The organism is Pseudomonas migulae (genome assembly GCF_024169315.1).
In the GTDB taxonomy this organism is placed as follows: domain Bacteria; phylum Pseudomonadota; class Gammaproteobacteria; order Pseudomonadales; family Pseudomonadaceae; genus Aquipseudomonas; species Aquipseudomonas migulae_B.
In genome coordinates this window covers 4224612-4251552 of sequence record NZ_JALJWR010000001.1, presented here as the reverse complement: position 1 = coordinate 4251552, position 26941 = coordinate 4224612, and the positions used below count along the sequence as shown (strand labels likewise).

The following is a 26941-nucleotide window of genomic DNA, read 5'->3' as shown; positions in this document are numbered from 1 at the left end:
CTCAGGAGTTGGCTGGGGGTTTGCGCAGCAGACTGAACGCCATCGCCGCCAGGAACAGAACACTCAGCAACAACACCGCCCACAACCCGAACTTCTTCCAGTTGGTCTCAACCTGCGAAGTCGACGTGACTGTCGAGGTCGGTGTCGCCACCGCACCGCTATCCACCTTTGCCTTACCCAACGCCGCCCACTTCGCCGCGCTGTAATCCGGGATCAGCGTCGACAACGGCAGGTTCGCGGCCTTCACCGTCGCGCTGCCCAGCGCCAGCGTATACGGCCCGGCGCCGCGCGCCAGGAACACCAGTTGCGTCGAACGCACGGCAAACTTCACCATCGGCGCTTCGGCCCCCAAACCACCGCCCCGCTCGTCCACCGTCAACTTCAATTGCTGCACCGTTTGCCCCGGCAGCTGCAATTCGTTCTGCACCACGTCCTGGCCACTCTGGGTCAGGCGATAAAGCAAACCGCTGCTCAGCGGCTGCCACGGCAGACTGCTGTCCCGACGACCGGCCAAGGTCACCGGCGCCAGGCTGTTCGGCTGGCTCAGCTCGACCTGCAAGCGCTCGACGTTCAGCCCCATTGGCAATTGCCAGGTGTATTCACCGGCCTTCACGCTGCTACCGGCCAACGGTTGCGACCAGACCAACGGCAACGGCAGGCTGCGGGTGCTGGCGCTTTCCAGTTGCACCGACGTCAGCGTCGGCGCCGACTGCGGCGTGCTCCACAACAATCGCAGATAACGCGCGGTTTGCCCTGGCAGGCCGACTTCATGCTGCTCGACGCGCTCGTCGGCAAACGTCAGTCGTGCCACCTGTCCGTCACCCCACGATTGCCAATGCTGCAAATCGTCGCTGGCTTCGATGCTGAAACGCTGGAAGCCGTCGCGCTCGCTGGTCCAGTCGAGGATCAACTGCTGCAACGGTGCCTTGATGCCGCTGGCGTCGAGCAACCAGCCACGCAGCACTTCTTCGCCCGCTTCCAGCTGACTCGACGGCTGCACTTCGACCAGCGTGCCATTGGCGCTCGATTGCACCCGCACACTCGGCGCGTGCTCGGTGGCGTCTGCGGAGCTGTACAGCGGGAACCACTTCACGTCGGTCAGCGTACGGTTTTCGCGGGTTTGCGCGGCTTCCCGCGCCAATGCGTAGGCCTGAGCCTCGCCTGCCGCGTTGAACACGCGCACGTCGCTGAGGTCGGTCTGCCGCGCGTTCAATTGCACGATCAAGGGCAATTCGAGGCGATACCACGGCCCCTCACCACTCACGGTCAACGGCACTTGCGTGGCGAAATCCGCCGGTTTTTCCTGCGCGCCGGCCGACAGCGCCATACCCATGGCAACAGCGCCCAACCAGACCAGGTTCAGCTTCTGACTCAAGACGACACTCCTTCGGTTTGCGGAGCCGGTTTTTCTGATTCCGGCGCAGCGTCGGCGCGCTTGGGTGGCAACGGGGCAAAATAGCCCACCACCAACAGCAACACACCCACGCCGATAAACGAGACGATCCGGGCGAGTCCGCCACGGTTACTCAGTTCGACAAAGAACAACTTGGCCACCACCACGCCGATCAACGCCGCGCCGATCAGCCAGACTTCGCGACGATGACGCAGATGGCCGCCGATCATCAGGCTCAGGGCCATCAAGGTCCAGACGATCGAAAGACCGGCCTGCACCTGCATCGACGCGAGCAGCAAATCCAGCTCGAACGGCACGCCACCCCAATGGTGAGCCGTGCGGTTCACCAACGCGGTGAAGAACGCGAACAGCGAGACGCCCGCGATCAGTTGTGTAGCGTGATCGAAGGTGTCCTTGCGGATCGCCAGCTGCGTCACCGCGCTGCGCGCCCAGACATAAACCCCGAACAGCGCAAACAGCAGGCCCAATTCCAGCGGGTTGATCAGCGGCACGTAGGGCAACGGTTCGGCCGTGCCGTCGCTGACGATGTTCGCCAGCCAGAACCAGCCGAGCATCAGCACCGCCAGAGGTGCCGCCGCGTAAAGTCGGTATTCGCGCGAGTAAGCCGACACCGGCCAAGGCCAGTTGCGTGGCGCCGCCATCAGCACCAGGTACAGGCTCGGCAGAATCGCCCAGCCCAACCAGCGCCAGGCGTTGTACTGCTCGGATAGCAGCAGCAAGCCGTAACGCAACTCCAGCGCCAGCACCCCGATCAATAGCCAGCAGCCGAGCACATGAGCAGTGCTCAGGGCCCGCGCCGGCAGCATCGGCGCCAGACGCCGCAGCGAGATGAAATGCACGACGAATATCGCCGCCCAGGCCAGCCAACCGACATCCGCCGCCGGGTGATAACGCGAGTGCCAGGCGGCGAGCAACACCACACCGGCCGCAGGAATCAGCAAAGTGCAGAGCAAGCCCAGAGACGGCCATTTCAGGCGCAACGCCAATACGGCCCACAACGCCACACTCACCGTCGCGACCGCCAGCAACAAGGTCGCTTGAACATTCTCCGGTGCAAAACGCAGCACTTCACTGATCCACGCCAGCGCCCACCAACCGGCGCCCCACACCAGCAACACTTCGGACAAGCGCTGCAAGCTCAGCACATCGAACGCCGAAGCGTGGTTGCCGATTTGCAAGCGCCAGGCCCCGACCAACGCGGCCAGGCCCAACACCAACGGCGTCCAGAAACCGCTATGCGCCAACGGTTTCAACCCTTCGCTGGCCAGCGGCCCGAGCAGCTCCGGCCCGGCGAACAGGAACGCCGCACCGCCGATCACCTGCAGCAGCAGACCGAAGACAAAACTCACGCGCTGCTTCAGATGCAGGCTCAGCCAGATAATGAACAAACCACTGGCCGCCCACACCGCGCTCGCGGTTTGCCACGGCAGCACGAACAGCACCGCCAGATTGATCAGCACCAGACCGGCCAGCAACACCACCGACAAACCGCGCAACAGCCGGACGTCGCTGCGTACCATGTCGTCCCGCGCTGCCAGCAGCATGCCGGCGATCAACGCCAGACCGATCAGGGACGCGCTGAGCAAGCCGCTCCAACCCGCGCTGAATACCGCGCCGGACTCACCGCTTGCGCCTTGCAGACGCAGCAGGAACAACGCGCCACCCAGCAACTGCACAGCGAACGCGGTAAACAGGAAGGTCCGCGATTGCAGGCGCAAGCCGACAAACAAGGTCGCCAGTCCGGCTAGAGCCCAACTGATCGCCGTTCCGTGGGTGAAGAAGAACAGCGGCGCCAGCAGATAGAGAAAGGTCAGGCCCAGGCACGCCAACACCGGCAGACCTTTGCGCTCCCACTCCGACGTTTGCCCGGGCAAGGCGTTGCGCAATTGGTAGAAACTGAACAGCAATGCCAAGCCGAGCATCAACGCGCCCAGCGGTGCGCCGTCGAGCAGGCTGCTTTCACCGATCCGCAACTCGCCGAGAAACGCCAGCGCCGCCCCCAGTTGCAGCAGCAAGGCAAACGCCCGGGCCAGCGGTCGTTGCTGACGCAGGCCAAGCCAGAAAATCCCCGCGCCTTCCACGGCCCAGGCGGCCGAGGTCCAGCGCGCGTCGAGGCCCAGCGGAATCGCCAGGCTGGCAAAGATCACGCCCAGCGCCAGACAGGTTTCCGCCAGCAGCAATGCCCGTCCGCCCATCAGCAGACGCGCGAGCCCCATGTAGATCATGCCCAGCGCGAGGGCGCTGAAGGCAGCGGCGAACTCCAGGTGCTGGACCAGCGCGAACTGCAATCCGAATCCCACCAGCGGAGGACCGAACAGCATCGTGCCGTCGACGTAGTCACCCTTGCGTGCCGACCAGCGCAGCAGTGCTTCGCGGCTGTCGTCCTCGGGCGCGTCGCTCATTTCCAGCAACTTGCGCCGGGCGAACAGCAGGCCGATGGCCAGGTACATCAGGAAGAACAGAATCAGGAACGGTTCGGTGCTCCACAGCAATTCCGGCGTGTAGGAGCGCAGGCCCCAGGCGAAACCGATGCCGAAGGTGCCGACGAAGCCGATCAGGTTGAGCAGCCGCCAGGCCTTGAACCAGGCGATGGCGAGGATGCCGGCGTTGAGCAGGGCGAAGTAGCTGAACAGCGCGACGTGGTTGCCGGCGCCGGTAGACGTCAGGATCGGCGCAGCGAAACCGCCCAGCACCGCGGCGCATGCCAGGGCCAGGGAATCCTGGGTAATTGCGAGAATGGCCGAGAACACCGTCACCGCCACCAGCAGGCCCAGCGCGGCCGAAGGATCCAGCAGTGGATGCAAACGCATGGCCGCAAATACCGTCAGGTACAACACGGCAATCCCGGTGCCTTGCAGCATCAACGCATAGTGGTTGTTGCGATGGCGCAGCCACCAACCGAGCCCCAGCAAGCCCAATGCAGCCGCCGCCACCCCGGCGTAACGCAGTTCAATCGGCACCACCATGCCTTCGGTGGCGTAACGCAGCAAAAACGCCAGGCCGAGGAACAACAGCACCACACCGACCCGCAGCACGGTGTTGCCACCGAACAGCCAGTCACGCGCACCGCTGATGGCCCGGTCGATGAAGTTCGGGCCGCGCGGAGCGGCAGGTTGCTGCGGCTCGCGAGCGACTGGCTCGGCTTTCCAGGCATCGTCGGGCAGCGGACGGCTGGTTTGCGTCGCCGTCGCGGTGATCGGTTCGAGTTCGGGAGGAAGCTCCCAGACCATCTCCGGAGTCGAGACCGGGATTTCTTCGAGAATGAATACAGGAGAGGGGGCGGGGTCGCTGGCAACCGGTTCTTCGGCAAGCGGTTCGCTGGCTTCTGGCATCTTGACGCCAGACACCTCCAGCAAGGCCAGGCGTTGCTGAACGCCACTCAGGGCCACTTGCGCCTGCTCCAGCAGAAGACGCTGTTCAGCCGTCTGCGTACCCAAACGGCCGATGCGAATGGCCTGGCCGATCCCCAACCCGAGCAACGCGCCCAACAGCGCATCGCTGAACGACTCGTCGAGTATCCAGCCCAGCACCAGCCCAATCAGCATGAACATCCATTGCATGGTCGATATCCCTAAGCGGCCCATTGCCTTGTGGCGTCTGCTTTGACGCCTTCGCGGGCAAGCCTCGCTCCTACAGGATTTGCACATAACCTGTAGGAGCGAGGCTTGCCCGCGAAAGCGTTGGCGCAGCGCTCACTGAAACTGGTGCTTAGTATATCGGCCAGGCCCAACAACCGTCGGACCTTGCTCGCAATTATTGCTAAAAGTTACTCCAATGCTTTCCAGATATCCGTGGCGTACTCGCGAATAGTCCGGTCGGAAGAGAACCAGCCCATCCGGGACGTGTTCAACACCGCTGAACGCCACCACTCGTTCGAATCGTGCCAATGGGCTTCCACGCGCATCTGCGCCTCCCAATAGGAATCGAAATCGGCGCAGACCAGGAAGCGGTCGTAGTCGATCAGCGAGTCGATCAAGCCGGAGTAGCGGGACGGATCATCGGGCGAGAACACCCCGCCGCGAATCGCTTGCAGCACATCATTGAGCCGATGGGACGCGGCAATGTCCGGCACCGCGCTGAACTCGTGGTTCTGCTTGCGGGCTTCGACCTGCTGCGCACTGAGGCCAAAGATAAACATGTGCTCGGCGCCAATGCGTTCACACATTTCCACGTTGGCGCCGTCCAGGGTGCCGATGGTCAGCGCGCCGTTGAGGCCGAATTTCATGTTACTGGTGCCCGAGGCTTCAAAACCTGCGGTGGAAATCTGCTCCGACAAGTCCGCCGCCGGAATGATGCTCTCCGCGAGGCTGACGTTGTAGTTGGGCAAGAACACCACTTTGAGCAAACCGCGCACGGTCGGGTCGTTGTTCACGACCCGGGCGATGTCGTTGGTGAGTTTGATGATCAGCTTGGCCTGGTGATAACTGGCGGCGGCCTTGCCGGCGAAGATCTTCACCCGCGGTACCCAGTCGATTTCCGGCTCCGCGCGGATCGCCTGATACAGCGCGACAGTGTGCAGCAGGTTGAGCAACTGACGTTTGTATTCGTGGATCCGTTTGACCTGAACATCGAACATCGCCGCCGGGTTGACCGCGACCCCAAGCCGCTCATGAATGATGTACGCCAGGGCCTTCTTGCTGTGCAGGCGCTGCTCGGCGAAGGCCTTGCGGAACGCGGCTTTTTCAGCGAACGGCTCCAGATCGAGCAAGCGCTCTTCCGGGTTATCCAGAAGATCAGGGCCGAGGGCGTCGACCAGCATCGAGGTCAACTCCGAGTTGGCCTGATACAACCAGCGGCGGAAGGTGATGCCGTTGGTCTTGTTGTTGATCCGGTCCGGATAAATCTTGTGCAGTTCGGAGAACACGGTCTTGCGCATCAGCTGCGTGTGCAGCCCGGACACGCCGTTGACGCTGTGGGAGCCGAGAAACGCGAGGTTACCCATGCGCACGCGGCGGCCGTTGTCTTCTTCGATCAGCGACACCGCGCGCAGCACGTCGAAATCGTGAATGCCTGTGGCACGCAGCGAGTCGATGTGCTGGGCGTTGATCAGGTAAATGATCTGCATATGCCGCGGCAGCATCCGCTCCATCAAACCGACCGGCCAGGTTTCCAGCGCTTCCGGCAACAGCGTGTGGTTGGTGTACGAGAGCGTGTCGACGGTGACCTGCCACGCGGCGTCCCACGCCACGTCGTAGACATCGACCAATTGCCGCATCAGTTCGGCCACGGCAATGGACGGGTGAGTGTCGTTGAGCTGGATCGCCGCGTGATCGCCCAGGGTCAGCACCGAGGTGTGCATGTTGCGGTGGCGGCGCAGCAAATCCTGGAGGGACGCCGCGACAAAGAAGTATTCCTGGCGCAGGCGCAGCTCCTGGCCGGCTTCGGTACTGTCCGCCGGGTAGAGCACACGGGAAATACTTTCCGCCCGGGCCACTTCCGCGACCGCACCCAAGTGGTCGCCGGCGTTGAAGCGCTCAAGGTGCAAATCTTCCATCGCACGGGCACGCCACAGGCGCAGCGTGTTGACGCTCGCCCCGCGCCAGCCGACCACCGGGGTGTCATACGCAATGGCACGTACGGTTTCCGCCGGGGACCAGACTTGCTTGGACTTGCCGTTTTCGTCGGTGACGGTTTCGACACTGCCGCCGAAGCCGATCGGGTAAACGACTTCTGGCCGTTCGAATTCCCATGGGTTACCGAAATCCAGCCAGTGTTCGGTCTGCTCCTGCTGCCAGCCGTCGACGATCGCCTGACGGAACAAGCCGTGCTCATACCGAATGCCGTAGCCGTGGCCGGCGATACCGAGGGTCGACATGCTTTCCATGAAGCACGCCGCCAGACGACCGAGGCCACCGTTGCCCAGGGCCGCGTCGGGCTCCAGCAGGCGGATGCGCTCAATGTCGACACCGAGTTCGGTCATGGCTTCGCGGGCGACGTCGAGCAGGCCGAGGTTGCTCAGGCTGTCGTAGAGCAAGCGGCCGATGAGGAATTCAAGGGAGAGGTAATAAACCCGCTTCTGACCTTTGCGATAGATCTGCCGGGTGTGGTCCATCCAGTGCTCGACCATGTGATCGCGCGCGGCGAGCGCAATGGCTTCGAACCAGTCGTGGTCGAAGGCGTGATCCGGGTCTTTACCCACCGCGTAGGTGAGCTTGGTCAAGACGGCGTCGCGAAATGCGGCCACCTCTGCTTCGCGAACAAGTGGTTCTTGAGTCATCGATAGGACCTCGAGCGAGCGTGGAGTTGTTGAGCCTAGACGGTCAGACAGACGGTGTGGTCTCTGGTTCGGCAGTTTTTCCTGATAGTGCGAGATCGGCCGGCATTACATTGTCGTGTGCCTGAATCAATGCAGGGCCCGTGCCGGATTAACGGTGTTTATGGGGCGGCAAAGAAAAAATCTGGCGAAAGGTTGTTCAAAAATCCACCAGTCCCGGTATGATCGCGCGCCCTGATGCACACGCTGGTAACAACTGATGATGAAGCCCAACCTGATCGCCGCCGCAGAGATCGATCGTCTCGATACCTGGGCCAAATATTCTGCGCCGATGTGCGGCTCGTGTGTATCCAGCTGCTGCACCCTGCCGGTCGAGGTCAAGATCAAGGATCTGATCCGCATCGGCATCGTCGACGAGTTCGAGCGCGGCGAACCGGCGAAGAACATCGCCAAGCGGCTGCAGAAGGAAGGGATCGTCGAGCGTTACAGCCAGAAGACCGAGATCTTCACCCTTCAGCGCATGAGCAACAACGATTGCCTGTACCTGGATCGTAAGAGCCGTCTGTGCACTATTTATGAAAAGCGCCCGGACACCTGCCGCAATCACCCGAAAATCGGGCCGCGGCCGGGGTATTGCGCTTACAAGCCGAAAGAAGTGGCGCGTGAGACCAGCAGCTCCCGTCGTCCCCTCGAGAAATTCTGATCCGGAACCTCGCTGCCTGACAGGTCCTCATCGCGGACAAGCCCGCTCCCACAGGGTTCGGCACTGAATTCAAATTTTGTGAACACCACAAATCACTGTGGGAGCGGGCTTGCCCGCGAAGGGGCCCGCACAAACACCGCACAACTCCCAGACAAACAAAAACGCCCCCGACCTTGCGGTCGGGGGCGTTTTTTCAAGCCTTAACTAAGTCGAAACTCAGTTGCCGCTTTTCTTGGCAGCGCGGGTACGCTCGCTTTCGCCCAGGATCTTCTTGCGAAGACGGATGGACTTAGGAGTGACTTCGCACAATTCGTCTTCTTGAACGAATTCCAGAGCTTGTTCCAGGGTGAAACGGATAGGCGGAACCAGAGCGATGGTTTCGTCTTTACCCGAAGCACGCATGTTGTCGAGCTTCTTGCCTTTGGTTGGGTTGACGCCCAGGTCGTTGTCGCGGCTGTTGATGCCGACGATTTGACCTTCGTACACGTCTTCACCGTGACCCAGGAACAGTTTGCCGCGAGCTTGCAGGGTTTCCAGCGAGTAAGTCAGAGCCTTACCGGTAGCAACCGAAACCAGCACGCCGTTCTGACGGCCGGACATGTCGCCGGACTTCATCACGTCGTAACGGTCGAAGATCGAGGTCAGGATGCCTGCACCGGAGGTCAGGGTCAGGAACTCGTTACGGAAACCGATCAGGCCACGGGCCGGGATGTTGTACTCAAGGCGCACACGGCCCTTGCCATCCGGAACCATGTTGGTCAGGTCGCCCTTACGGATACCGATCTGTTCCATGATCGAACCTTGCGATTCTTCCGGCAGGTCGATGGTCACGTTTTCGTACGGTTCGTGCTTGACGCCGTCAACCATGCGGATGATCACTTCCGGACGACCAACACCCATTTCGAAGCCTTCGCGACGCATGGTTTCGATCAGTACCGAGAGGTGCAGCTCACCACGGCCGGAGACCTTGAACTTGTCAGCCGAGTCGCCTTCTTCAACGCGCAGAGCAACGTTGTACAGCAGCTCTTTGTCCAGACGTTCCTTGATGTTACGGGAAGTCACGAACTTGCCTTCTTTACCGCAGAATGGCGAGTCGTTTACCTGGAAGGTCATGGAAACGGTTGGTTCGTCAACGGTCAGCGGCTTCATCGCTTCGACGTTCAGTGGGTCGCACAGAGTGTCGGAGATGAACAGCTGGTCGAAGCCGCTGATGCAGACGATGTCGCCGGCAGCTGCTTCTTCAACGTCGATACGGTGCAGACCGTGGTGACCCATCAGCTTCAGGATACGGCCGTTACGCTTCTTGCCGTCGGCGTCGATAGCGACAACCGGAGTGTTCGGCTTGATGCGACCACGAGCGATACGGCCAACGCCGATAACACCCAGGAAGCTGTTGTAGTCCAGAGCGGAGATCTGCATCTGGAACGGACCGTCACGGTCGACTTTCGGCGCAGGTACGTTGTCGACGATCGACTGGTACAGCGGGGTCATGTCTTCAGCCATGTCGGTGTGTTCCAGACCGGCAATGCCGTTCAGGGCCGAGGCGTAGACGACTTTGAAGTCCAGCTGTTCTTCGGTAGCACCGAGGTTGTCGAACAGGTCGAAGATCTGGTCCAGAACCCAGTCCGGACGCGCGCCTGGACGGTCAACCTTGTTGATGACCACGATCGGACGCAGGCCGGCTTCGAAAGCCTTCTTGGTCACGAAACGGGTTTGCGGCATAGGGCCGTCTTGAGCGTCAACCAGCAGCAGAACGGAGTCAACCATCGACATTACGCGTTCAACTTCGCCGCCGAAGTCGGCGTGGCCCGGGGTGTCCACGATGTTGATGTGGAAGCCGTTCCAGTTGATGGCGGTGTTTTTCGCCAGAATGGTAATACCGCGCTCTTTCTCCTGGTCGTTGGAGTCCATCACGCGCTCGTCGTTGAGCTCGTTGCGCTCCAGGGTGCCGGATTGACGCAAGAGTTTGTCTACCAGGGTGGTTTTACCATGGTCAACGTGAGCAATGATGGCGATGTTGCGTAGATTTTCGATCACTTGTGTATCTCGATCAGAGGATTCGGTGTGCTGACAAGTCTTGGCAGCGATTAACAGTAGAGTCCGGCAAGGCCGTTACAGCTTGACGGCAGCGTCGGGGGGCCGGTGACGCAGGCCACAGGCAAACAGCCCCGGGCACTTAGCTCGGTCGATAAACGCGCACATTGGCATGCCCCTCACTGAGCAAATGGTGGGCATGCAGGCGACTCATCACGCCTTTGTCGCAATACAACAGGTACTGGCGAGTAGGGTCCAGTTCCTTGAAACGAGCGTTCAATGCATAAAACGGCATCGCTTGTACCTCAATGCCAGCGAGTTCCAGCGGCTCGTCTTCAGCGGCATCCGGGTGACGGATGTCGATGATGATCTGGCCCGCCAGTGCTTCGCTGACTTCTTCGATCTGCAAGTCCTGGCCCAATTCGTCGATCACGCGATCGATCGGCACCAGTTTGGCGTTCTCGAGCGCACGCTCGAGGACCGCCATGTCGAATTCTTTCTCTTCATGCTCCACGCGCGGACGCTTGGCGTGGGTCTTGGGGTTCACCGAGATGACCCCGCAATACTCCGGCATGTGCTTGGCGAAGTCGGCAGTGCCGATTTCGTTGGCCAGGTCGATGATGTCCTGCTTGTGACTGGCGATCAGCGGACGCAAGACCAGCTTGTCGGTCACGCAGTCGATCACGGACAGGTTCGGCAGCGTCTGGCTCGACACCTGGGAAATCGCTTCGCCGGTAACCAGCGCTTCGATCTCCAGCCGATCGGCAATACGGGAAGCAGCGCGCAACATCATACGCTTCAAAACTACACCCATATGACTGTTATCGACTTTCCCGAGAATTTCTCCCAGTACTTCCTCGAACGGCACACTGACAAATAACACGCGTTGGGAGCTGCCGTACTTCTTCCAGATGAAGTGCGCGACTTCCATGACGCCCAGTTCATGGGCCCGCCCGCCCAGATTGAAGAAGCAGAAATGGCTCATCAGGCCGCGGCGCATGATCTGGTAGGCAGCAACAGTGGAATCGAAGCCGCCGGACATCAGCACAAGTGTCTGTTCCAGTGCACCCAGCGGATATCCGCCGATGCTGTTGTGCTGGCTGTGGATCACGAACAACCGTTTGTCGCGAATTTCGAGGCGAACTTCGATTTCCGGCTCTTTCAGCGAGATTCCGGCGGCGCCGCACTGACGACGCAGTTGGCTGCCGACGTATTTCTCGACATCCATCGAACTGAATTCATGCTTGCCGGCGCGTTTGCAGCGCACCGAAAAAATCTTCCCGGCCAGCGAATCACCGAAATGCAGCTTGCACTTGGCGACGATGTCATCGAAGTCGCCCAACGGGTATTCGTCGACCTGCAGGAAATGCGCGATACCCGGCATGCAGCTCAGGCGCTCGGTCATGTCCTTCAGGACTTTGGGCTCAGTGACGCGGGTTTCAAGCTCGAGATTGTCCCACACACCGTTCACCACCACGGCCGGGTCCAGGTCACGGAGCACGGTGCGGATGTTTTTGGCCAACTGGCGGATGAAACGCATCCGTACCGGGCGGCTCTTGATGGTGATCTCGGGGAAGACTTTTACGATTAGTTTCATGAAAACAGCGCGCGCTGGGCCAGCCGAAAAAGGGGGGCGCGGATTATAGCGGAAATTGCTCAAGGTTTAACCAGTTAATGTGCAGAAGGTTTTGCACGCACCAAAACAGGTCATTTACGGGTTTTAACGCAACATTGTAGGGCGATGTTTTGTCCGGAAATGCGATTTGTGCCTTTATAAGCGTGATATTGGGGCAAAAAACCCATGCTGGGGCACTGGCATGCAATTTGCTCCCTTGTGAGGCAGGTTGCCTTGGCAGAGTATTCGCGCCGGCATCACAAACATTAAAGGGCAACCACTACCAGCCCTAATCCACCCGGAGGACACTATGTCGAAGTCGGTTCAACTCATCAAAGATCATGACGTCAAGTGGATTGATCTGCGCTTCACGGACACCAAAGGCACTCAGCACCACGTGACCATGCCGGCTCGCGACGCGCTGGATGAAGCTTTCTTCGAAGAAGGCAAAATGTTCGACGGTTCCTCCATCGCTGGCTGGAAAGGCATCGAAGCCTCCGACATGATCCTGATGCCGGACGACAGCACTGCCGTTCTCGACCCGTTCACCGAAGAGCCGACCCTGATCCTGGTTTGCGACGTGATCGAGCCTTCGACCATGCAAGGCTACGACCGTGACCCACGTGCGATCGCCAAGCGTGCCGAGGAATACCTGAAGTCGACCGGTATCGGCGACACCGTATTTGTTGGTCCGGAACCAGAATTCTTCATCTTCGACGAAGTGAAGTTCAAGTCCGACATCTCGGGCTCGATGTTCAAGATCTTCTCCGAACAAGGTTCGTGGATGTCCGACCAGGACGTGGAAGGCGGCAACCGTGGCCACCGTCCAGGCGTCAAAGGCGGCTACTTCCCTGTTCCGCCGTTCGACCACGACCACGAAATCCGTACCTCCATGTGCAACGCCATGGAAGAAATGGGTCTGGTCATCGAAGTTCACCACCACGAAGTGGCGACTGCCGGTCAGAACGAAATCGGTGTGAAGTTCAACACCCTGGTAGCCAAGGCTGACGAAGTTCAGACCCTGAAGTACTGCGTACACAACGTTGCTGACGCATACGGCCGCACCGCGACCTTCATGCCTAAGCCTCTGTACGGCGACAACGGTTCGGGTATGCACGTTCACCTGTCCATCGCCAAAGATGGCAAGAACACCTTCGCTGGCGAAGGCTATGCCGGCCTGTCCGACACCGCTCTGTACTTCATCGGCGGCATCATCAAGCACGGTAAGGCCCTGAACGGCTTCACCAACCCGTCGACCAACTCCTACAAGCGTCTGGTCCCAGGCTTCGAAGCTCCAGTGATGCTGGCCTACTCGGCTCGCAACCGTTCCGCTTCGATCCGTATTCCTTACGTGTCCAGCCCTCGCGCTCGCCGTATCGAAGCCCGCTTCCCGGATCCAGCAGCCAACCCGTACCTGGGCTTTGCTGCACTGTTGATGGCTGGCCTGGACGGCATCCAGAACAAGATCCACCCTGGCGACGCAGCTGACAAAAACCTGTACGACCTGCCGCCTGAAGAGGCGAAAGAGATCCCACAAGTTTGCGGCAGCCTGAAAGAAGCCCTGGAAGAGCTGGACAAAGGTCGTGCGTTCCTGACCAAAGGCGGCGTGTTCTCCGATGACTTCATCGACGCTTACATCGCTCTGAAAAGCGAAGAAGAAATCAAGGTACGTACCTTCGTACACCCACTGGAATACGAGCTGTACTACAGCTGCTGATCCGGTAGCGCCTGCGCAAGCGGCGTGACAAAAAAGAGGCCTCCTTCGGGAGGCCTTTTTTGTGCCCGCAATTCAATGACCACAGCAAATCCCTGCGGGAGCGGGCTTGCCCGCGATGACGTCAGCACATCCAACAGCAATGTTGCCTGGTGTAACGCTATCGCGGGCAAGCCCGCTCCCACAGGGTTTTGTAGTGTTTGGGGGATTTCGGTAAATCATGGCGAAATGTTTACAGCTTGGGTCAATCACCGGCCCTGACCTATGCTGCAAGCCAACGCCTTCGCTTCTGGTCGATTTTATGGGTCGTGGTTTTCTATTGATGTTGCTGTTGATCGCCCTGCCCGCCGCCGCGCAGATCTATAAGTACACCGACGCCGCCGGCAACACCGCCTACAGCAATCAACCGCCCGACGGCGTGAAGGCGGAGCCGGTCGAGTTACCGCCGCTCAATAGCATCGAGCCCCAGGCGCCTCCTGCCCCACCTGCGCCAGCCACCAGCGGCGAACAGTCTCGCGACGCCTACGAGGTGCTGGAGCTGACCAACTTGCCCACCACCGAGGCGCTACGCGCCAACAACGGCACCTTCACCGTCAACGTGCTGATCAAACCCCGACTGCAAGGTCCCCATCTATTCAGGTTGTTGCTGGACGACCAGCCTTACGGCCAGCCGAGCAACGTGCCGATCCTGCAACTGGTCAACATTGATCGCGGCACACACAGCCTCGCGGTCCAGGTGATCGAGGGGGAAGACGTCGTCCAGCAGAGCCCGATCGTGACCTTCACCGTCCAGCGGGTGCACAAGCCGTGAGGGGGTGGCTGTTGATCGCCTGCCTGTTCGTGTTGCCCGTGTCGGCCGAGGTCTTCACCTACATCGACGCTCAGGGCAATCGGGTCTTCACCGACCAGCCCGGCTCCCGCAACGCCAAACGCGTGCCGTTGGCGACGAGCAACCGCATGTCCGCCAACCCGACCGCCGCAGCGCCGGTGATTGCCGAGAAAAAAGCCGAAACCAGGCCCCTGTTTCGCTACGACCTGCTCAGAGTGCTGGTGCCCGAACCCGACGCCACGATCCGCAGCAGCGCCGGCGAGCTGATCGTCAGCGTTACCAGCGAACCCGGCCTGCAACCGGGTCATCGCTACCGCTTGTTGCTGGACGGGCAGGCCACCGCTGAACCGGGTCCGAGCCCAGTATTTGCCTTGGGCAACATCGACCGCGGCAGCCATAACCTGTCGGTAGAAATTCTCGATGAGCATGGCCGCATCGTCGAGCGTACGGCCAATCAACCGTTTCATATGCTGCGCATCTCCCTCGCGCAGAAACGTCAAGTCAAACCCTGCACGCTGACCGACTACGGCCAACGGCCGGAATGTCCGCTCAAAGACAAACCCGAAGAAGAAAAAAATCCCTTCCTGCGCTTCTTCTAACGTTGCTCAGCTTTGCGCACTATATTGGTGCAACAGGTTGCACCGTACCCACATTCCAACCCATTTTGGTTCGAAAGTACCCGCCAAAGCTGGCAGAACGCCACGCAAACGAGCGTCAAACGCCCGTTTCAGGCCTTTAACGCTTCTTTTCGGAGCCTTGGTTTGGTTTTTGCATTTTCCTCGCATCAGCGCTTTATTCATGCGCGCGCCCTGCTCCAAAAGAGGTCCCGATGACCATTAGCGACGCACTACACCGTTTGCTACTCGACAACCTCACCACCGCCACCATTCTGCTCGATGCCGAACTGCGCCTCGAGTACATGAACCCGGCGGCGGAGATGCTCCTGGCCATCAGCGGCCAGCGTAGCCATGGGCAGTTCATCAGCGAGTTGTTCACCGAATCCACCGAGGCGCTGAATTCCCTGCGTCAGGCGGTCGAGCAAGCGCACCCGTTCACCAAGCGCGAAGCGATGCTCACGGCCCTCACCGGCCAGACGCTGACCGTCGATTACGCGGTAACACCGATCCTCGCCAACGGCGCCACCATGCTGCTGCTGGAAGTGCATCCGCGGGATCGCTTGTTGCGGATCACCAAGGAAGAAGCGCAACTGTCGAAACAGGAAACCAGCAAGATGCTGGTGCGCGGGCTGGCTCATGAAATCAAGAACCCGTTGGGCGGGATTCGCGGCGCAGCCCAGTTGCTCGCCCGCGAACTGCCGGAAGAAAGCCTGCGTGACTACACCAACGTCATCATTGAAGAAGCCGACCGCCTGCGAAACCTCGTGGACCGCATGCTCGGCTCCAACAAGCTGCCATCGCTGGCCATGTGCAACGTCCACGAAGTGCTGGAACGCGTCTGCCATCTGGTCGAAGCGGAAAGCCAAGGCTGCATCACGCTGGTGCGCGACTACGATCCAAGCATTCCCGACGTATTGATCGACCGCGAACAAATGATCCAGGCGGTCCTGAACATCGTGCGCAACGCGATGCAGGCCATCAGCAGCCAGAACGAGCTGCGCCTGGGGCGCATCAGCCTGCGCACCCGCGCCATGCGCCAATTCACCATCGGCCACGTGCGCCATCGCCTCGTGACCAAGATCGAAATCATCGACAACGGTCCCGGCATTCCCGCAGACCTGCAGGAAACCATCTTCTTCCCCATGGTCAGCGGCCGCCCGGACGGTACCGGGCTGGGCCTGGCCATTACCCAGAACATCATCAGCCAGCACCAGGGCCTGATCGAATGTGACAGCCATCCAGGCCACACCACCTTCTCGATCTTTCTGCCACTGGAACAAGGAGCCACATCGACATGAGCCGTAGTGAAACCGTGTGGATCGTCGATGACGACCGTTCTATCCGTTGGGTCCTTGAAAAAGCCTTGCAGCAGGAAGGCATGACCACGCAAAGCTTCGACAGCGCCGATGGCGTGATGAGCCGCCTGGCGCGCCAGCAGCCGGACGTGATCATCTCCGACATCCGCATGCCGGGTGCCAGCGGTCTGGACCTTCTGGCGCGGATTCGCGAGCAACACCCACGGTTGCCAGTGATCATCATGACTGCGCACTCCGATCTGGACAGCGCTGTCGCGTCTTATCAGGGCGGTGCGTTCGAGTACCTGCCCAAGCCGTTCGACGTGGACGAAGCGGTGTCGCTGGTCAAGCGCGCAAACCAGCACGCCCAGGAACAGCAAGGCCTGGAAGTCGCTCCCACCCTGACACGCACCCCGGAAATCATCGGTGAAGCGCCGGCGATGCAGGAAGTGTTTCGCGCCATCGGGCGCTTGAGCCACTCCAACATTACCGTGCTGATCAACGGCGAATCCGGGACCGGCAAAGAGCTGGTGGCCCACGCTCTGCACCGTCACAGCCCACGGGCGACTTCGCCGTTCATTGCGCTGAACATGGCGGCGATCCCGAAGGATCTGATGGAGTCCGAACTGTTCGGCCACGAAAAAGGCGCCTTCACCGGCGCGGCCAATCTGCGTCGCGGACGGTTCGAGCAGGCTGACGGCGGCACGCTGTTCCTTGATGAAATCGGCGACATGCCGGCGGACACGCAAACCCGTTTGCTGCGTGTGCTGGCCGACGGCGAGTTTTATCGCGTCGGCGGTCATGTGCCGGTCAAGGTAGATGTGCGAATCATCGCCGCGACGCACCAGAATCTGGAAACCCTGGTGCACGCCGGAAAATTCCGTGAAGACTTGTTCCACCGCCTCAATGTGATCCGCATCCACATTCCACGGTTGTCGGACCGTCGCGAAGACATCCCGACACTCGCCAAGCACTTCCTCAGCCGCGCCGCACAAGAATTGGCGGTGGAGCCGAAGCTGCTGAAAAGTGAAACCGAGGAATACCTGAAGAACCTGCCGTGGGGCGGCAACGTGCGTCAGCTGGAGAACACCTGCCGCTGGATCACGGTGATGGCTTCGGGTCGCGAAGTGCACATCAGCGACCTGCCACCGGAGCTGCTGAGCCTGCCGCAGGACTCGGCGCCGGTGACGAACTGGGAGCAAGCGCTGCGCCAGTGGGCTGATCAGGCGTTGGCGCGTGGTCAGTCGAGCCTGCTCGACACGGCAGTGCCGGCGTTTGAGCGGATCATGATCGAAACCGCGCTCAAGCATACCGCCGGCCGCCGCCGCGATGCCGCGGTGTTGCTGGGTTGGGGGCGTAATACCCTGACGCGCAAGATCAAGGAGTTGGGAATGAAGGTGGATGGTGGGGACGATGATGAGGGGGAAGAGGGTTAAACAGCCTTCAGATCTTCGCTGACAGTTACATCCATTCGCGGGCAAGCCTCGCTCCTACAGGTTCACACTAACCCCTGTAGGAGCGAGGCTTGCCCGCGAAGCTTTTGGGGCCTCGTGCACCGCCGCAATGCACCGTGAACCGCAATCGCGCACGGCATCTGTTCTGTAACCCCTCCCATATTCGCAATCGAACCCTTATCGAAAAAACACGAAAGCCCCGTAATCCGGGGCTTTCGGCGTTTCGGAAAGCGTTTCTGTACCAATTTGTTAAAACCTGGCACGCCCCCTGCAATAGTCCATTCAGTGATTCAGTTCACTACCCGGTTTCGGGGACCTTGGTACAGGCAGGCCGGGGATTCCCCTCTTTACATCGGGCTCATACCGCACTTGCGACGAGCCCAACAGTTTTGGGGCCCTTGATACAGGCAGGTCAGGGGTTCCTTCTTTACACCGGGCTCACGACGCAATGCGCGAGCCCTCCCGTTTTGGGAACCTTGGTACAGGCAGGCCGGGGATTCCCTCTTTTATTGCTCTCGGAGATGGATCTCCAGCCGCCAGCGGTCATCGACCTCACTACCGGCCCACTCGCCCTGCAGCGGCCGGGCCGCCACGACCGACAGCAACAACCCCTCATCACTCAAACGCACCCGCCAGTTCACGCTCTTGTCGTTGAGCTTGAGCTGGCCTTTCTGTGCCTTCCCTTGCGCCTCGAACAGTAACGCCAGGCTGCCGTCCACAAACTCGCCATGGGTCTTGGGCGGATTGTTGAACCACACCACCAGCCCGTCGTTCGTCACGTCGATTTGTTGCAGTTCGCTCGGGTCGGGCGTGGTCAGGCGACCGATCATCAGCCCCACCATCACCCCGACAATCGCCAGCGACCCCATCACCCGCGGGAATAGTTTCGAACGCGGGTCCGCTTGCGGCGTAGAATGCGCGTCATCTTTACCTTCGGAGCCGTGCATGTTTCACGTCATCCTTTTCCAACCAGAAATTCCGCCGAATACCGGCAACGTTATCAGGCTGTGCGCCAACAGTGGCTGCCACCTGCATTTGATCGAACCGCTGGGCTTCGAGATGGACGACAAGCGCCTGCGCCGGGCCGGTCTCGACTACCACGAGTATGCCACCCTGCAACGCCACGCAGACCTCGCCAGCTGTCTGGAAAGCCTTGGCCATCCGCGGCTGTTCGCGTTTACCACCAAAGGTTCGCGGCCGTTCCATGACGCCAGTTTCGCCGAGGGCGACGCGTTCCTGTTCGGCCCGGAAAGCCGTGGCTTGCCGGCTGAAGTGCTCGACGCCCTGCCCGGCGAACAACGCCTGCGCCTGCCAATGCGCGAAGGTTGCCGCAGCCTGAACCTGTCGAACACCGTGGCGGTTGCCGTGTACGAAGGCTGGCGCCAGCTCGGGTTCAAGTAGCCCCGCATAACAAATGTGGGAGCGGGCTTGCTCGCGAAGGCGTCGTGTCAGTCAACATCAGTGTTGACTTATCAACCGCTTTCGCGAGCAAGCCCGCTCCCACATTGGACTTGCTTCGACGCTCAGACCGTTTACTGAACGGTCGGAGTCTCGCCCGCAGCCTGCATGCGTTGCAGTTCTTGCGCGTACAGCGCATCGAAGTTCACCGGAGCCAGCATCAGGGCCGGGAACGAACCGCGGGTCACCAGGCTGTCCAGGGTTTCGCGAGCGTACGGGAACAGGATGTTCGGGCAGAACGCGCCGAGGGTATGGCTCATCGAAGCGTCGTCCAGGTTCTTGATCAGGAAGATCCCGGCCTGCTGCACTTCAGCGATGAACGCCACTTCGCCGTTTTCACCGTTCTTCACGGTAACCGACAAGGTCAGTACGACCTCGTGGAAATCGCCTTCCAGGGCCTTTTGACGGGTGTTCAGATCCAGACCGACGCTCGGTTCCCACTGCTGGCGGAAGATTGCCGGGCTTTTCGGGGCTTCGAACGACAAGTCACGTACGTAGATGCGCTGCAAGGAGAATTGCGGTGCGGTGTCTTCTTCGCTGGCTGCAGTGTTCTGTTGGTCAGTCATCTCAGATCCTTTCTGATCTTGGGGTCTTATAGGGAAGGCATTCAGGCCTTGAGCATGGCGTCGAGCTTGCCGGCGCGCTCAAGGGCAAACAAATCATCACAGCCGCCAATGTGGCGCTCACCGATCCAGATCTGCGGCACGGACGTACGTCCGGCCTTCTGGGCCATGGCGGCGCGCACCTGCGGCTTGCCATCGACCTTGATCTCTTCGAAGGCCACGCCTTTGTTCTCGAGCAGGTACTTGGCTCGCGAGCAGTAGGGGCAGTAATCGCTGGAATAGACGACGACGTTGCTCATATCACTTCACCAGCGGCAGGTTGTCGCCTTTCCAGCTGGAAATACCGCCGGACAGCTTGGCGGCGGTGAAGCCGGACTTCATCAGTTCGCGGGCATGCGTGCCGGCGGTCTGGCCCATGGCGTCGACCAGAATGATGGTCTTGGCCTTGTGCTTTTCCAGTTCGGCGACGCGAGCGGCCAGTTTGTCGTGAGGAATGTTCAACGCGCCAACAATGTGACCGGCGGCGAAATCCTTGACCGGACGAATGTCGATCACAACGCCCGCGTCCTTGTTGACCAGGCCGGTCAGTTCACCGGTGCTCAGGCTGCGGCCGCCGCCTTGCATCTGATAGGCGATCAGCAACGCCAGCAGTACGACGAAGATACCGACGAGCAGATAGTGGTTAGTGGCAAATTCAATCAGGTGAGCAACCATCGAAGGAGGTTCCAGGGCGTTAAAATGTCGGCCAGTATACACAGCCACTATGGTGGGCCAAACCCCGTCCGGCGGTGACGCCGTCGGAACTTCGCTTTAAACTGCCACTCCCTTTTCCATTGCCCTCTTTTAACTCAGCCACGAGTGGAATCCATGACTACCACGCCTAAACCTTTGGTCCTGATTATTCTCGACGGCTTCGGTCACAGTGACAGCCCTGAGTCCAACGCCGTGTTTGCGGCGAAGAAGCCCGTACTGGACCGTTTGTGGGCCACCGTGCCGAACGGTCTGATCTCGGGCAGCGGCATGGACGTCGGCCTGCCGGATGGCCAGATGGGCAACTCCGAAGTCGGCCACATGAACCTCGGTGCCGGCCGCGTTGTGTATCAGGACTTTACGCGCGTGACCAAATCGATCCGCGACGGCGAGTTTTTCGAAAACCCGACCATCTGCGCCGCTGTGGACAAGGCCGTGGCTGCCGGCAAAGCCGTGCACTTCATGGGCCTGCTGTCCGATGGCGGGGTTCACAGCCACCAGGATCACCTGATCGCCATGGCTGAACTGGCCTACAAGCGCGGCGCCGAAAAAATCTACCTGCACGCCTTCCTCGATGGCCGTGACACGCCGCCGAAAAGCGCTCAGTCGTCCATCGAACTGCTCGACGCGACTTTCCAGGCCCTGGGCAAAGGCCGGATCGCCAGCATTATCGGCCGATACTTCGCCATGGACCGCGACAACCGCTGGGATCGCGTGTCCCAGGCCTACAACCTGATCGTCGATGGCAACGGCGAATTCAACGCCGCCACCGCACAGGAAGGTCTGCAAGCGGCGTACGAACGTGGCGAGAGCGACGAATTCGTCAAAGCCACCTCCATCGGTGAGCCGGTGAAAGTCGAAGACGGCGACGCCGTGGTGTTCATGAACTTCCGCGCCGACCGCGCCCGCGAACTGACCCGCGTATTCGTCGAAGACGGTTTCAAGGAATTCGAACGTACGCGCCAGCCAAAACTGGCCGGTTTCGTCATGCTGACCCAATACGCCGCCAGCATTCCTGCGCCATCGGCTTTCGCCGCCGGCAGCCTGGACAACGTGCTGGGTGACTACCTGGCGAAAAACGGCAAGACCCAGCTGCGCATCGCCGAAACCGAGAAGTACGCCCACGTGACCTTCTTCTTCTCCGGCGGTCGTGAAGAACCGTTCCCGGGCGAAGAACGCATCCTGATCCCGTCGCCGAAGGTCGCTACCTATGACTTGCAGCCAGAGATGAGCGCGCCGGAAGTCACCGACCGCATCGTCGACGCCATCGAAAACCAGCGTTACGACGTGATCGTGGTCAACTACGCCAACGGCGACATGGTCGGCCACAGCGGTGTGTTCGATGCGGCGGTGAAAGCCGTGGAATGCCTGGACCTGTGCGTCGGCCGCATCGTCGAAGCGCTGGAAAAAGTCGGCGGCGAAGCGCTGATCACCGCTGACCACGGCAACGTCGAGCAAATGTCCGATGAATCCACCGGTCAGGCGCACACCGCACACACCACCGAGCCGGTGCCGTTCATCTATGTCGGCAAGCGTGACTTCAAGGTGCGCGATGGCGGCGTGCTCGCGGATGTGGCACCGACCATGTTGATGCTGATGGGGCTTGAGAAACCGGCGGAAATGACCGGAACCTCCATTCTGGTGTAACCAGTCTTAAAAGCGCCGTAAACCCTGTGGGAGCGGGCTTGCTCGCGAATGCGGTGTGTCAGTCGACATCAACGTTGACTGATACACCGCATTCGCGAGCAAGCCCGCTCCCACATTGGTTTTGGGGTGTTTTTGGATGCAACACTGCTCCAGTTATCACACAGTCCGAAATGGGCGTTTTTTTTGCAGCTCATGGCGGGCATACTAGGCCGTCCCTTTCCCTGGTGTCGCCCGCCTCTATGCTTCGCGTCCTGATAGCCCTTGCTCTGACTTGCCTGCTCCAACCGGCCTTTGCTGACGAGCGCGCGCAAACCCAACAACAGTTGGACGCCACGCGTCAGGACATTGCAGAGCTGAAAAAACTGCTGGGCAAGCTCCAGGAAGAAAAATCCGGTGTGCAGAAAGACCTCAAGGGCACCGAGACCGAGATGGGCAAGCTCGAGAAGCAGGTCGAAGCCCTGCAAAAAGAGCTGAAGAAAAGCGAATCCGAGCTGCAGCGACTCGATGGTGAGAAAAAAAAACTCCAGAGCGCGCGCATTGAACAGCAACGACTGATCGCCATCCAGGCCCGCGCGGCCTATCAGAACGGCCGTCAGGAGTACTTGAAACTGTTGCTCAACCAGCAGAATCCGGAAAAATTCGCCCGCACCCTCACCTATTACGATTACCTGAGCCAGGCTCGCCTGGAGCAGTTGAAGAATTTCAACGAAACCCTGCGCCAACTGGCCAACGTCGAAAAAGACATCGCCCTGCAACAAGCGCAATTGCTGGTGCAGAAGAGCAGCCTCGACAGCCAGCGTGACGAACTCGACAAAGTCCGACAGGAACGCCAGCAAGTCCTCGCCAAGCTGAGCGACGACGTAAAGGCTCGCGACCAGAAGCTGGCCGCCCGCGAGCAGGATCAGGCGGACCTGTCTAAAGTCCTTAAAACCATCGAAGAAACCCTGGCCCGCCAGGCTCGTGAGGCAGAAGAAGCGCGGCAAAAAGCGCTGATCGCCCAGCAGGAAGCCGAAAAAAAGCGTTTACGTGAGGCTCAGGCTGCCGCAGACGCAGACGCCACTGACGCCCCACGCAAACCCGTTAAATCGACACCCGGCGCCCTGGTATCAAGCTCAGGCGAGACGTTTGGCGGCCCCTTTGCTTCAAGCCGGGGAAAACTTCCGTGGCCGGTTGATGGTCGACTGCTGGCACGCTTTGGCGAATCCCGTGGCGACGACACCCGGACCAAGTGGGACGGCGTGATGATCAGCGCCTCCGCCGGCAGCCAGGTGCACGCTGTGCATGGCGGCCGCGTGGTGTTTGCCGACTGGTTGCGCGGTGCGGGGCTGCTGGTGATCCTCGACCACGGCAACGGTTTTTTGAGTCTTTACGGTCACAACCAGACGCTGCTCAAGTCTGCGGGTGACGTGGTAAAAGCCGGTGAGTCCATCTCCACTGTCGGTAACAGTGGCGGGCAGGACACACCAGCGCTGTATTTCGCTATTCGTCAGCAGGGTCACCCGAGTGATCCGGCGCAATGGTGCCGCGCGCAAGGATAGGCGTTGAGTCACCTACATTAGGAGTTCGTTCGACATGCTGCATTTGTCCCGTCTTACCTCGCTGGCCCTGACGATCGCCCTGGTGATCGGCGCGCCTCTGGCGTTCGCTGCTCAACCGGCTCCGGCGGTCGCGCCTGCGGGCACTGCCGCGACCACCAAGGCGCCGTTGCCGCTGGAAGAGTTGCGCACCTTTGCCGAGGTCATGGATCGGATCAAGGCAGCCTATGTCGAGCCGGTGGACGACAAGACCCTGCTGGAAAACGCGATCAAGGGCATGCTCAGCAACCTCGACCCGCACTCCGCCTACCTGGGCCCTGAAGACTTTGCCGAGCTGCAGGAAAGCACCAGCGGCGAATTCGGCGGTCTGGGCATCGAAGTTGGTGCCGAAGACGGCTTCATCAAGGTGGTTTCGCCCATCGATGACACCCCGGCCTCCAAGGCTGGCATTCAGGCCGGCGACTTCATCGTCAAGATCAACGGCCAGCCGACTCGCGGCCAGAGCATGACCGAAGCCGTGGACAAGATGCGCGGCAAGATCGGCCAGAAAATCACCCTGACCCTGGTGCGCGATGGCGGCACGCCGTTCGACGTGACCCTGGCCCGCGCCATCATTCAGGTGAAGAGCGTGAAGGCGCAGCTGCTGGAGTCGGGTTACGGCTACATCCGCATCACCCAGTTCCAGGTCAAGACCGGCGACGAAGTCTCCAAGGCCTTGGCCAAGTTGCGCAAGGACAACGGCAAGAAGCTCAACGGCATCATTCTCGACCTGCGGAACAACCCGGGCGGCGTGCTGCAAGCGGCGGTGGAAGTGGTCGACCACTTCATCACCAAGGGCCTGATCGTTTACACCAAGGGCCGCATCGCCAACTCCGAGTTGCGCTTCTCCGCCACCGGCAAGGACGAAAGCGAAGCCGTGCCAATGGTCGCGCTGATCAACGGCGGCAGCGCCTCGGCTTCGGAAATCGTCGCCGGCGCCCTGCAGGACCAGAAACGCGCAGTGGTCATGGGCACTACCAGTTTCGGCAAAGGCTCGGTGCAAACCGTATTGCCGCTGAACAACGAACGCGCACTGAAGATCACCACGGCGCTGTACTACACGCCGAACGGTCGCTCGATCCAGGCCCAGGGCATCGTCCCGGACATCGAAGTACGCAAGGCCAAGATCACCAGCGAGCAGGACGGCGAATACTTCAAGGAAGCCGATCTGCAAGGTCACCTGGGCAATGGCAACGGCGGCGCCGACAAACCGACCGGCTCCGCTGGCAAGGCCAAGGCGATGCCGCAGGATGATGATTACCAGTTGGCCCAGGCCCTGAGCCTGCTCAAAGGGTTGAGCATCACCTCCGGCCGCTGAGATGCGCCTGCGGTTACTCCTCGGCCTGTTGTGTTGTCTGGCGGGCGTTGCTCATGCGGCGCCAGCCCCTCAAAAGGCCTACATCACCCTGATCATCGATGACCTGGGGCAGAACCTGCCCCGGGATCGCCGCGTGCTGGCCCTGCCGGGCCCGGTGACCACGGCGATCATGCCCGACACACCCCACGCCACCGAATTTGCCCGCGAAGCCCATCGCGCCGGCAAGGTCGTGATCCTGCACATGCCCATGGACCCGGCCACCGGGCCGTTCGCCTGGCATCCTGACCTGCCTATCGAGGAACTCGAAAAACGCCTGAATGCGGCGTTCAAGGTCGTGCCTTACACCGCGGGCATCAACAATCACATGGGCAGTCGGATGACCGCTCGACCCGCCGCCATGGCCTGGTTGATGGCGGATTTGCAGCGGCGGCACAAGTTCTTCCTCGACAGTCGCACCAGCGCGCAAACCGTCGCGGCGGCCGAGGCACAGAAGATCGGGTTGGCGAGTGTCTCGCGGGATGTGTTTCTGGATGATGAGCGCACGGAAGCGGCGATCTTTACCCAGCTGCAGACCGCGATCAGCCTGGCGCACAAGCAGGGTTCGGCGGTGATGATCGGGCATCCGTATCCGCAGACATTGGCGGTGCTGGAGCGTGAACTGCCGAAACTCAAGGCTCAGGGAATCGAGTGGATCGATATCAAACAGATGATCAGCGTACGCAGCAATCGGGCAACGGCTGCGCATGGCAAGGATGGGGTGTACCGCTAATCCGCCACACCACAACACCATTGTGGGAGCGGGCTTGCTCGCGAAGAGGGTGTGTCAGTCGACATTAATGCTGACTGATACACCGCATTCGCGAGCAAGCCCGCTCCCACAGTTTTTGTGTTGGGTCAGGTTCGGCGTTTGGATTCAGAGGTACCGCGCCATGATCTCGTCCACCACGCCTTGCTTGCGCAGCTGATCCAGCGCTGCCTGGAGCTTTGCCACTACCTCATCCGGCACATTTTTGTTCAGCGCCAGATACAACTCGGCGCTGTTGAAGCGCAGTACCGTCTTGAGCCCGGTCACGCCGTCCTGTCGAGCCAGGTAACGCCCGGCCGGATCACCCGTGGCCCACAAGTCGATTTGTCCGCTAGTCAGTTTCTTCGCATTGTCCTGATCGCGCAGCACCACAATCGGCTTTAACCCTTGCTTGGCCAGCGTCTCGGCAATCGCATCGCCCTTGTACGCACCGATCTTGTATTTGCGCGCATCTTCCAGTGTTTCCAGGCTGATCTTGCTGTCCGCCTTGGCCAGCATGATCCAGTCATCCGGGCCGATCGGGCCGACCCACTTGAAGAGCTTTTCGCGATCCGGCAACCGCGCCATCACGAACACGCCATACCCTGGTTTCTCGAGGGCGAGTTTGTAGATTCGCTCCCAAGGGAAACGTAGCGTCAGGCTGTAGGTAATATTGGCGCGCTTGAACATCTCGCGGACGATATCCACAGCGATGCCATTGATGTTCTCGTCCTGAGCAAAGTTCTTGCCGTTCTTGGCCATGTTGTATGGCGGAAAGTTTTCCGTCAGCAACACAAGGTCGGCGTCAGGATTTTCTGCAGCGTGCACTCCATTGATGAGCAATAGAGAAGCGCTGGCGAAGGCAAGAAGAAGGCGTTTGAGCATGTCTGGCTACCGAGATCCATGGCGTACCCAAGAGTGCCCTGAGCCCGCCATGATGTCCACTGGCCTGTATCGG

Annotated in this window: 21 protein-coding genes; 11 read left to right on the top strand and 10 right to left on the bottom strand. The window is 60.4% G+C overall.

Annotation, left to right across the window (positions count from 1 at the left end; translation table 11 throughout):
- Window position 1: 1 nt before the first annotated feature.
- From J2Y86_RS19615 to J2Y86_RS19605, 3 genes are all read right to left on the bottom strand, one after another.
- Entirely contained in the window at window positions 2–1375 is a 1374-nt protein-coding gene (locus tag J2Y86_RS19615; protein ID WP_253435074.1) for a DUF3999 domain-containing protein, read from the bottom strand.
- Entirely contained in the window at window positions 1372–4974 is a 3603-nt protein-coding gene (locus tag J2Y86_RS19610; protein WP_253435063.1) for a DUF2339 domain-containing protein, read from the bottom strand. The genes J2Y86_RS19615 and J2Y86_RS19610 overlap by 4 nt, the downstream gene beginning before the upstream one ends.
- 206 nt (window positions 4975–5180) lie before the next feature.
- On the bottom strand, window positions 5181–7631 hold the full coding sequence (locus J2Y86_RS19605; protein ID WP_253435055.1) for a glycogen/starch/alpha-glucan phosphorylase: 2451 nt from the start codon (window positions 7629–7631) through the stop codon (window positions 5181–5183).
- Window positions 7632–7890: 259 nt separating this feature from the next.
- Here J2Y86_RS19605 and J2Y86_RS19600 point away from each other — a divergent pair, with 259 nt between their 5' ends.
- Window positions 7891–8331 carry a YkgJ family cysteine cluster protein gene (locus J2Y86_RS19600; RefSeq protein ID WP_090473876.1) on the top strand — a complete coding sequence of 147 codons (441 nt, stop codon included), beginning with the start codon at window positions 7891–7893 and terminating at the stop codon, window positions 8329–8331.
- Window positions 8332–8547: 216 nt separating this feature from the next.
- Here the strand turns inward: J2Y86_RS19600 and typA are convergent, their stop codons facing one another.
- Together typA and thiI are read right to left on the bottom strand one after the other, a co-directional pair.
- On the bottom strand, window positions 8548–10368 hold the full coding sequence (gene typA / locus J2Y86_RS19595) for a translational GTPase TypA (protein ID WP_150712542.1): 1821 nt from the start codon (window positions 10366–10368) through the stop codon (window positions 8548–8550).
- Window positions 10369–10507: 139 nt separating this feature from the next.
- Window positions 10508–11962 carry a tRNA uracil 4-sulfurtransferase ThiI gene (gene thiI / locus J2Y86_RS19590; protein WP_253435043.1) on the bottom strand — a complete coding sequence of 485 codons (1455 nt, stop codon included), beginning with the start codon at window positions 11960–11962 and terminating at the stop codon, window positions 10508–10510.
- 328 nt (window positions 11963–12290) lie between these two features.
- On the opposite strand from thiI, the gene glnA reads away from it, so the two are divergent.
- The 5 genes from glnA to ntrC all read left to right on the top strand — a co-directional run bounded on the left by glnA (window position 12291) and on the right by ntrC (window position 17871).
- A complete protein-coding gene (glnA, locus tag J2Y86_RS19585; RefSeq protein ID WP_017336068.1) occupies window positions 12291–13697 on the top strand; it encodes a glutamate--ammonia ligase in 1407 nt (468 codons plus the stop codon).
- Between the two features lie 298 nt (window positions 13698–13995).
- A complete protein-coding gene (locus J2Y86_RS19580) occupies window positions 13996–14505 on the top strand; it encodes a DUF4124 domain-containing protein (protein ID WP_253435040.1) in 510 nt (169 codons plus the stop codon).
- Complete coding sequence (locus tag J2Y86_RS19575) at window positions 14502–15122, top strand: DUF4124 domain-containing protein (protein WP_253435038.1); 621 nt, start codon at window positions 14502–14504, stop codon at window positions 15120–15122. The genes J2Y86_RS19580 and J2Y86_RS19575 overlap by 4 nt, the downstream gene beginning before the upstream one ends.
- A gap of 230 nt (window positions 15123–15352) precedes the next feature.
- Complete coding sequence (glnL, locus tag J2Y86_RS19570) at window positions 15353–16438, top strand: nitrogen regulation protein NR(II) (RefSeq protein WP_010464561.1); 1086 nt, start codon at window positions 15353–15355, stop codon at window positions 16436–16438.
- Window positions 16435–17871 (top strand): nitrogen regulation protein NR(I), encoded by a 1437-nt coding sequence (ntrC, locus tag J2Y86_RS19565; protein WP_253435034.1) that lies wholly within the window; start codon window positions 16435–16437, stop codon window positions 17869–17871. The genes glnL and ntrC overlap by 4 nt, the downstream gene beginning before the upstream one ends.
- 524 nt (window positions 17872–18395) lie before the next feature.
- Here ntrC and J2Y86_RS19560 read toward each other — a convergent pair.
- The gene (locus tag J2Y86_RS19560) at window positions 18396–18836 is read right to left on the bottom strand and encodes a hypothetical protein (RefSeq protein WP_253435031.1); all 441 of its coding nucleotides are present in this window, start codon (window positions 18834–18836) and stop codon (window positions 18396–18398) included.
- Between J2Y86_RS19560 and J2Y86_RS19555 the strand changes: the two genes are divergently transcribed.
- Window positions 18835–19290, top strand: coding sequence for a tRNA (cytidine(34)-2'-O)-methyltransferase (locus tag J2Y86_RS19555; RefSeq protein ID WP_007949025.1), 456 nt, complete (start codon window positions 18835–18837; stop codon window positions 19288–19290). The two genes, J2Y86_RS19560 and J2Y86_RS19555, sit on opposite strands and share 2 nt — an antisense overlap.
- Window positions 19291–19421: 131 nt before the next feature.
- Here the strand turns inward: J2Y86_RS19555 and secB are convergent, their stop codons facing one another.
- From secB to J2Y86_RS19540, 3 genes are read right to left on the bottom strand one after another with little or no spacing between them, the layout of a single operon-like run.
- Window positions 19422–19913 carry a protein-export chaperone SecB gene (gene secB / locus J2Y86_RS19550; protein ID WP_017336062.1) on the bottom strand — a complete coding sequence of 164 codons (492 nt, stop codon included), beginning with the start codon at window positions 19911–19913 and terminating at the stop codon, window positions 19422–19424.
- Window positions 19914–19954: 41 nt separating this feature from the next.
- Window positions 19955–20209, bottom strand: a complete 255-nt coding sequence (gene grxC, locus J2Y86_RS19545) for a glutaredoxin 3 (RefSeq protein ID WP_010464569.1) — start codon at window positions 20207–20209, stop codon at window positions 19955–19957.
- Between the two features lies 1 nt (window position 20210).
- Complete coding sequence (locus tag J2Y86_RS19540; RefSeq protein ID WP_008024918.1) at window positions 20211–20624, bottom strand: rhodanese-like domain-containing protein; 414 nt, start codon at window positions 20622–20624, stop codon at window positions 20211–20213.
- A 153-nt stretch (window positions 20625–20777) separates the two neighbouring features.
- Between J2Y86_RS19540 and gpmI the strand changes: the two genes are divergently transcribed.
- From gpmI to J2Y86_RS19520, 4 genes are all read left to right on the top strand, one after another.
- A complete protein-coding gene (gene gpmI, locus J2Y86_RS19535) occupies window positions 20778–22307 on the top strand; it encodes a 2,3-bisphosphoglycerate-independent phosphoglycerate mutase (protein ID WP_253435028.1) in 1530 nt (509 codons plus the stop codon).
- Between the two features lie 239 nt (window positions 22308–22546).
- Window positions 22547–23845 (top strand): murein hydrolase activator EnvC family protein, encoded by a 1299-nt coding sequence (locus tag J2Y86_RS19530; RefSeq protein ID WP_253435025.1) that lies wholly within the window; start codon window positions 22547–22549, stop codon window positions 23843–23845.
- Between the two features lie 34 nt (window positions 23846–23879).
- Entirely contained in the window at window positions 23880–25199 is a 1320-nt protein-coding gene (locus tag J2Y86_RS19525; protein WP_253435022.1) for a S41 family peptidase, read from the top strand.
- A gap of 1 nt (window position 25200) precedes the next feature.
- Window positions 25201–25968, top strand: a complete 768-nt coding sequence (locus tag J2Y86_RS19520) for a divergent polysaccharide deacetylase family protein (RefSeq protein WP_253435020.1) — start codon at window positions 25201–25203, stop codon at window positions 25966–25968.
- 144 nt (window positions 25969–26112) lie between these two features.
- On the opposite strand, the gene J2Y86_RS19515 is transcribed toward J2Y86_RS19520, so the two are convergent.
- Entirely contained in the window at window positions 26113–26868 is a 756-nt protein-coding gene (locus tag J2Y86_RS19515) for a substrate-binding periplasmic protein (protein ID WP_253435017.1), read from the bottom strand.
- Window positions 26869–26941: the final 73 nt, after the last annotated feature.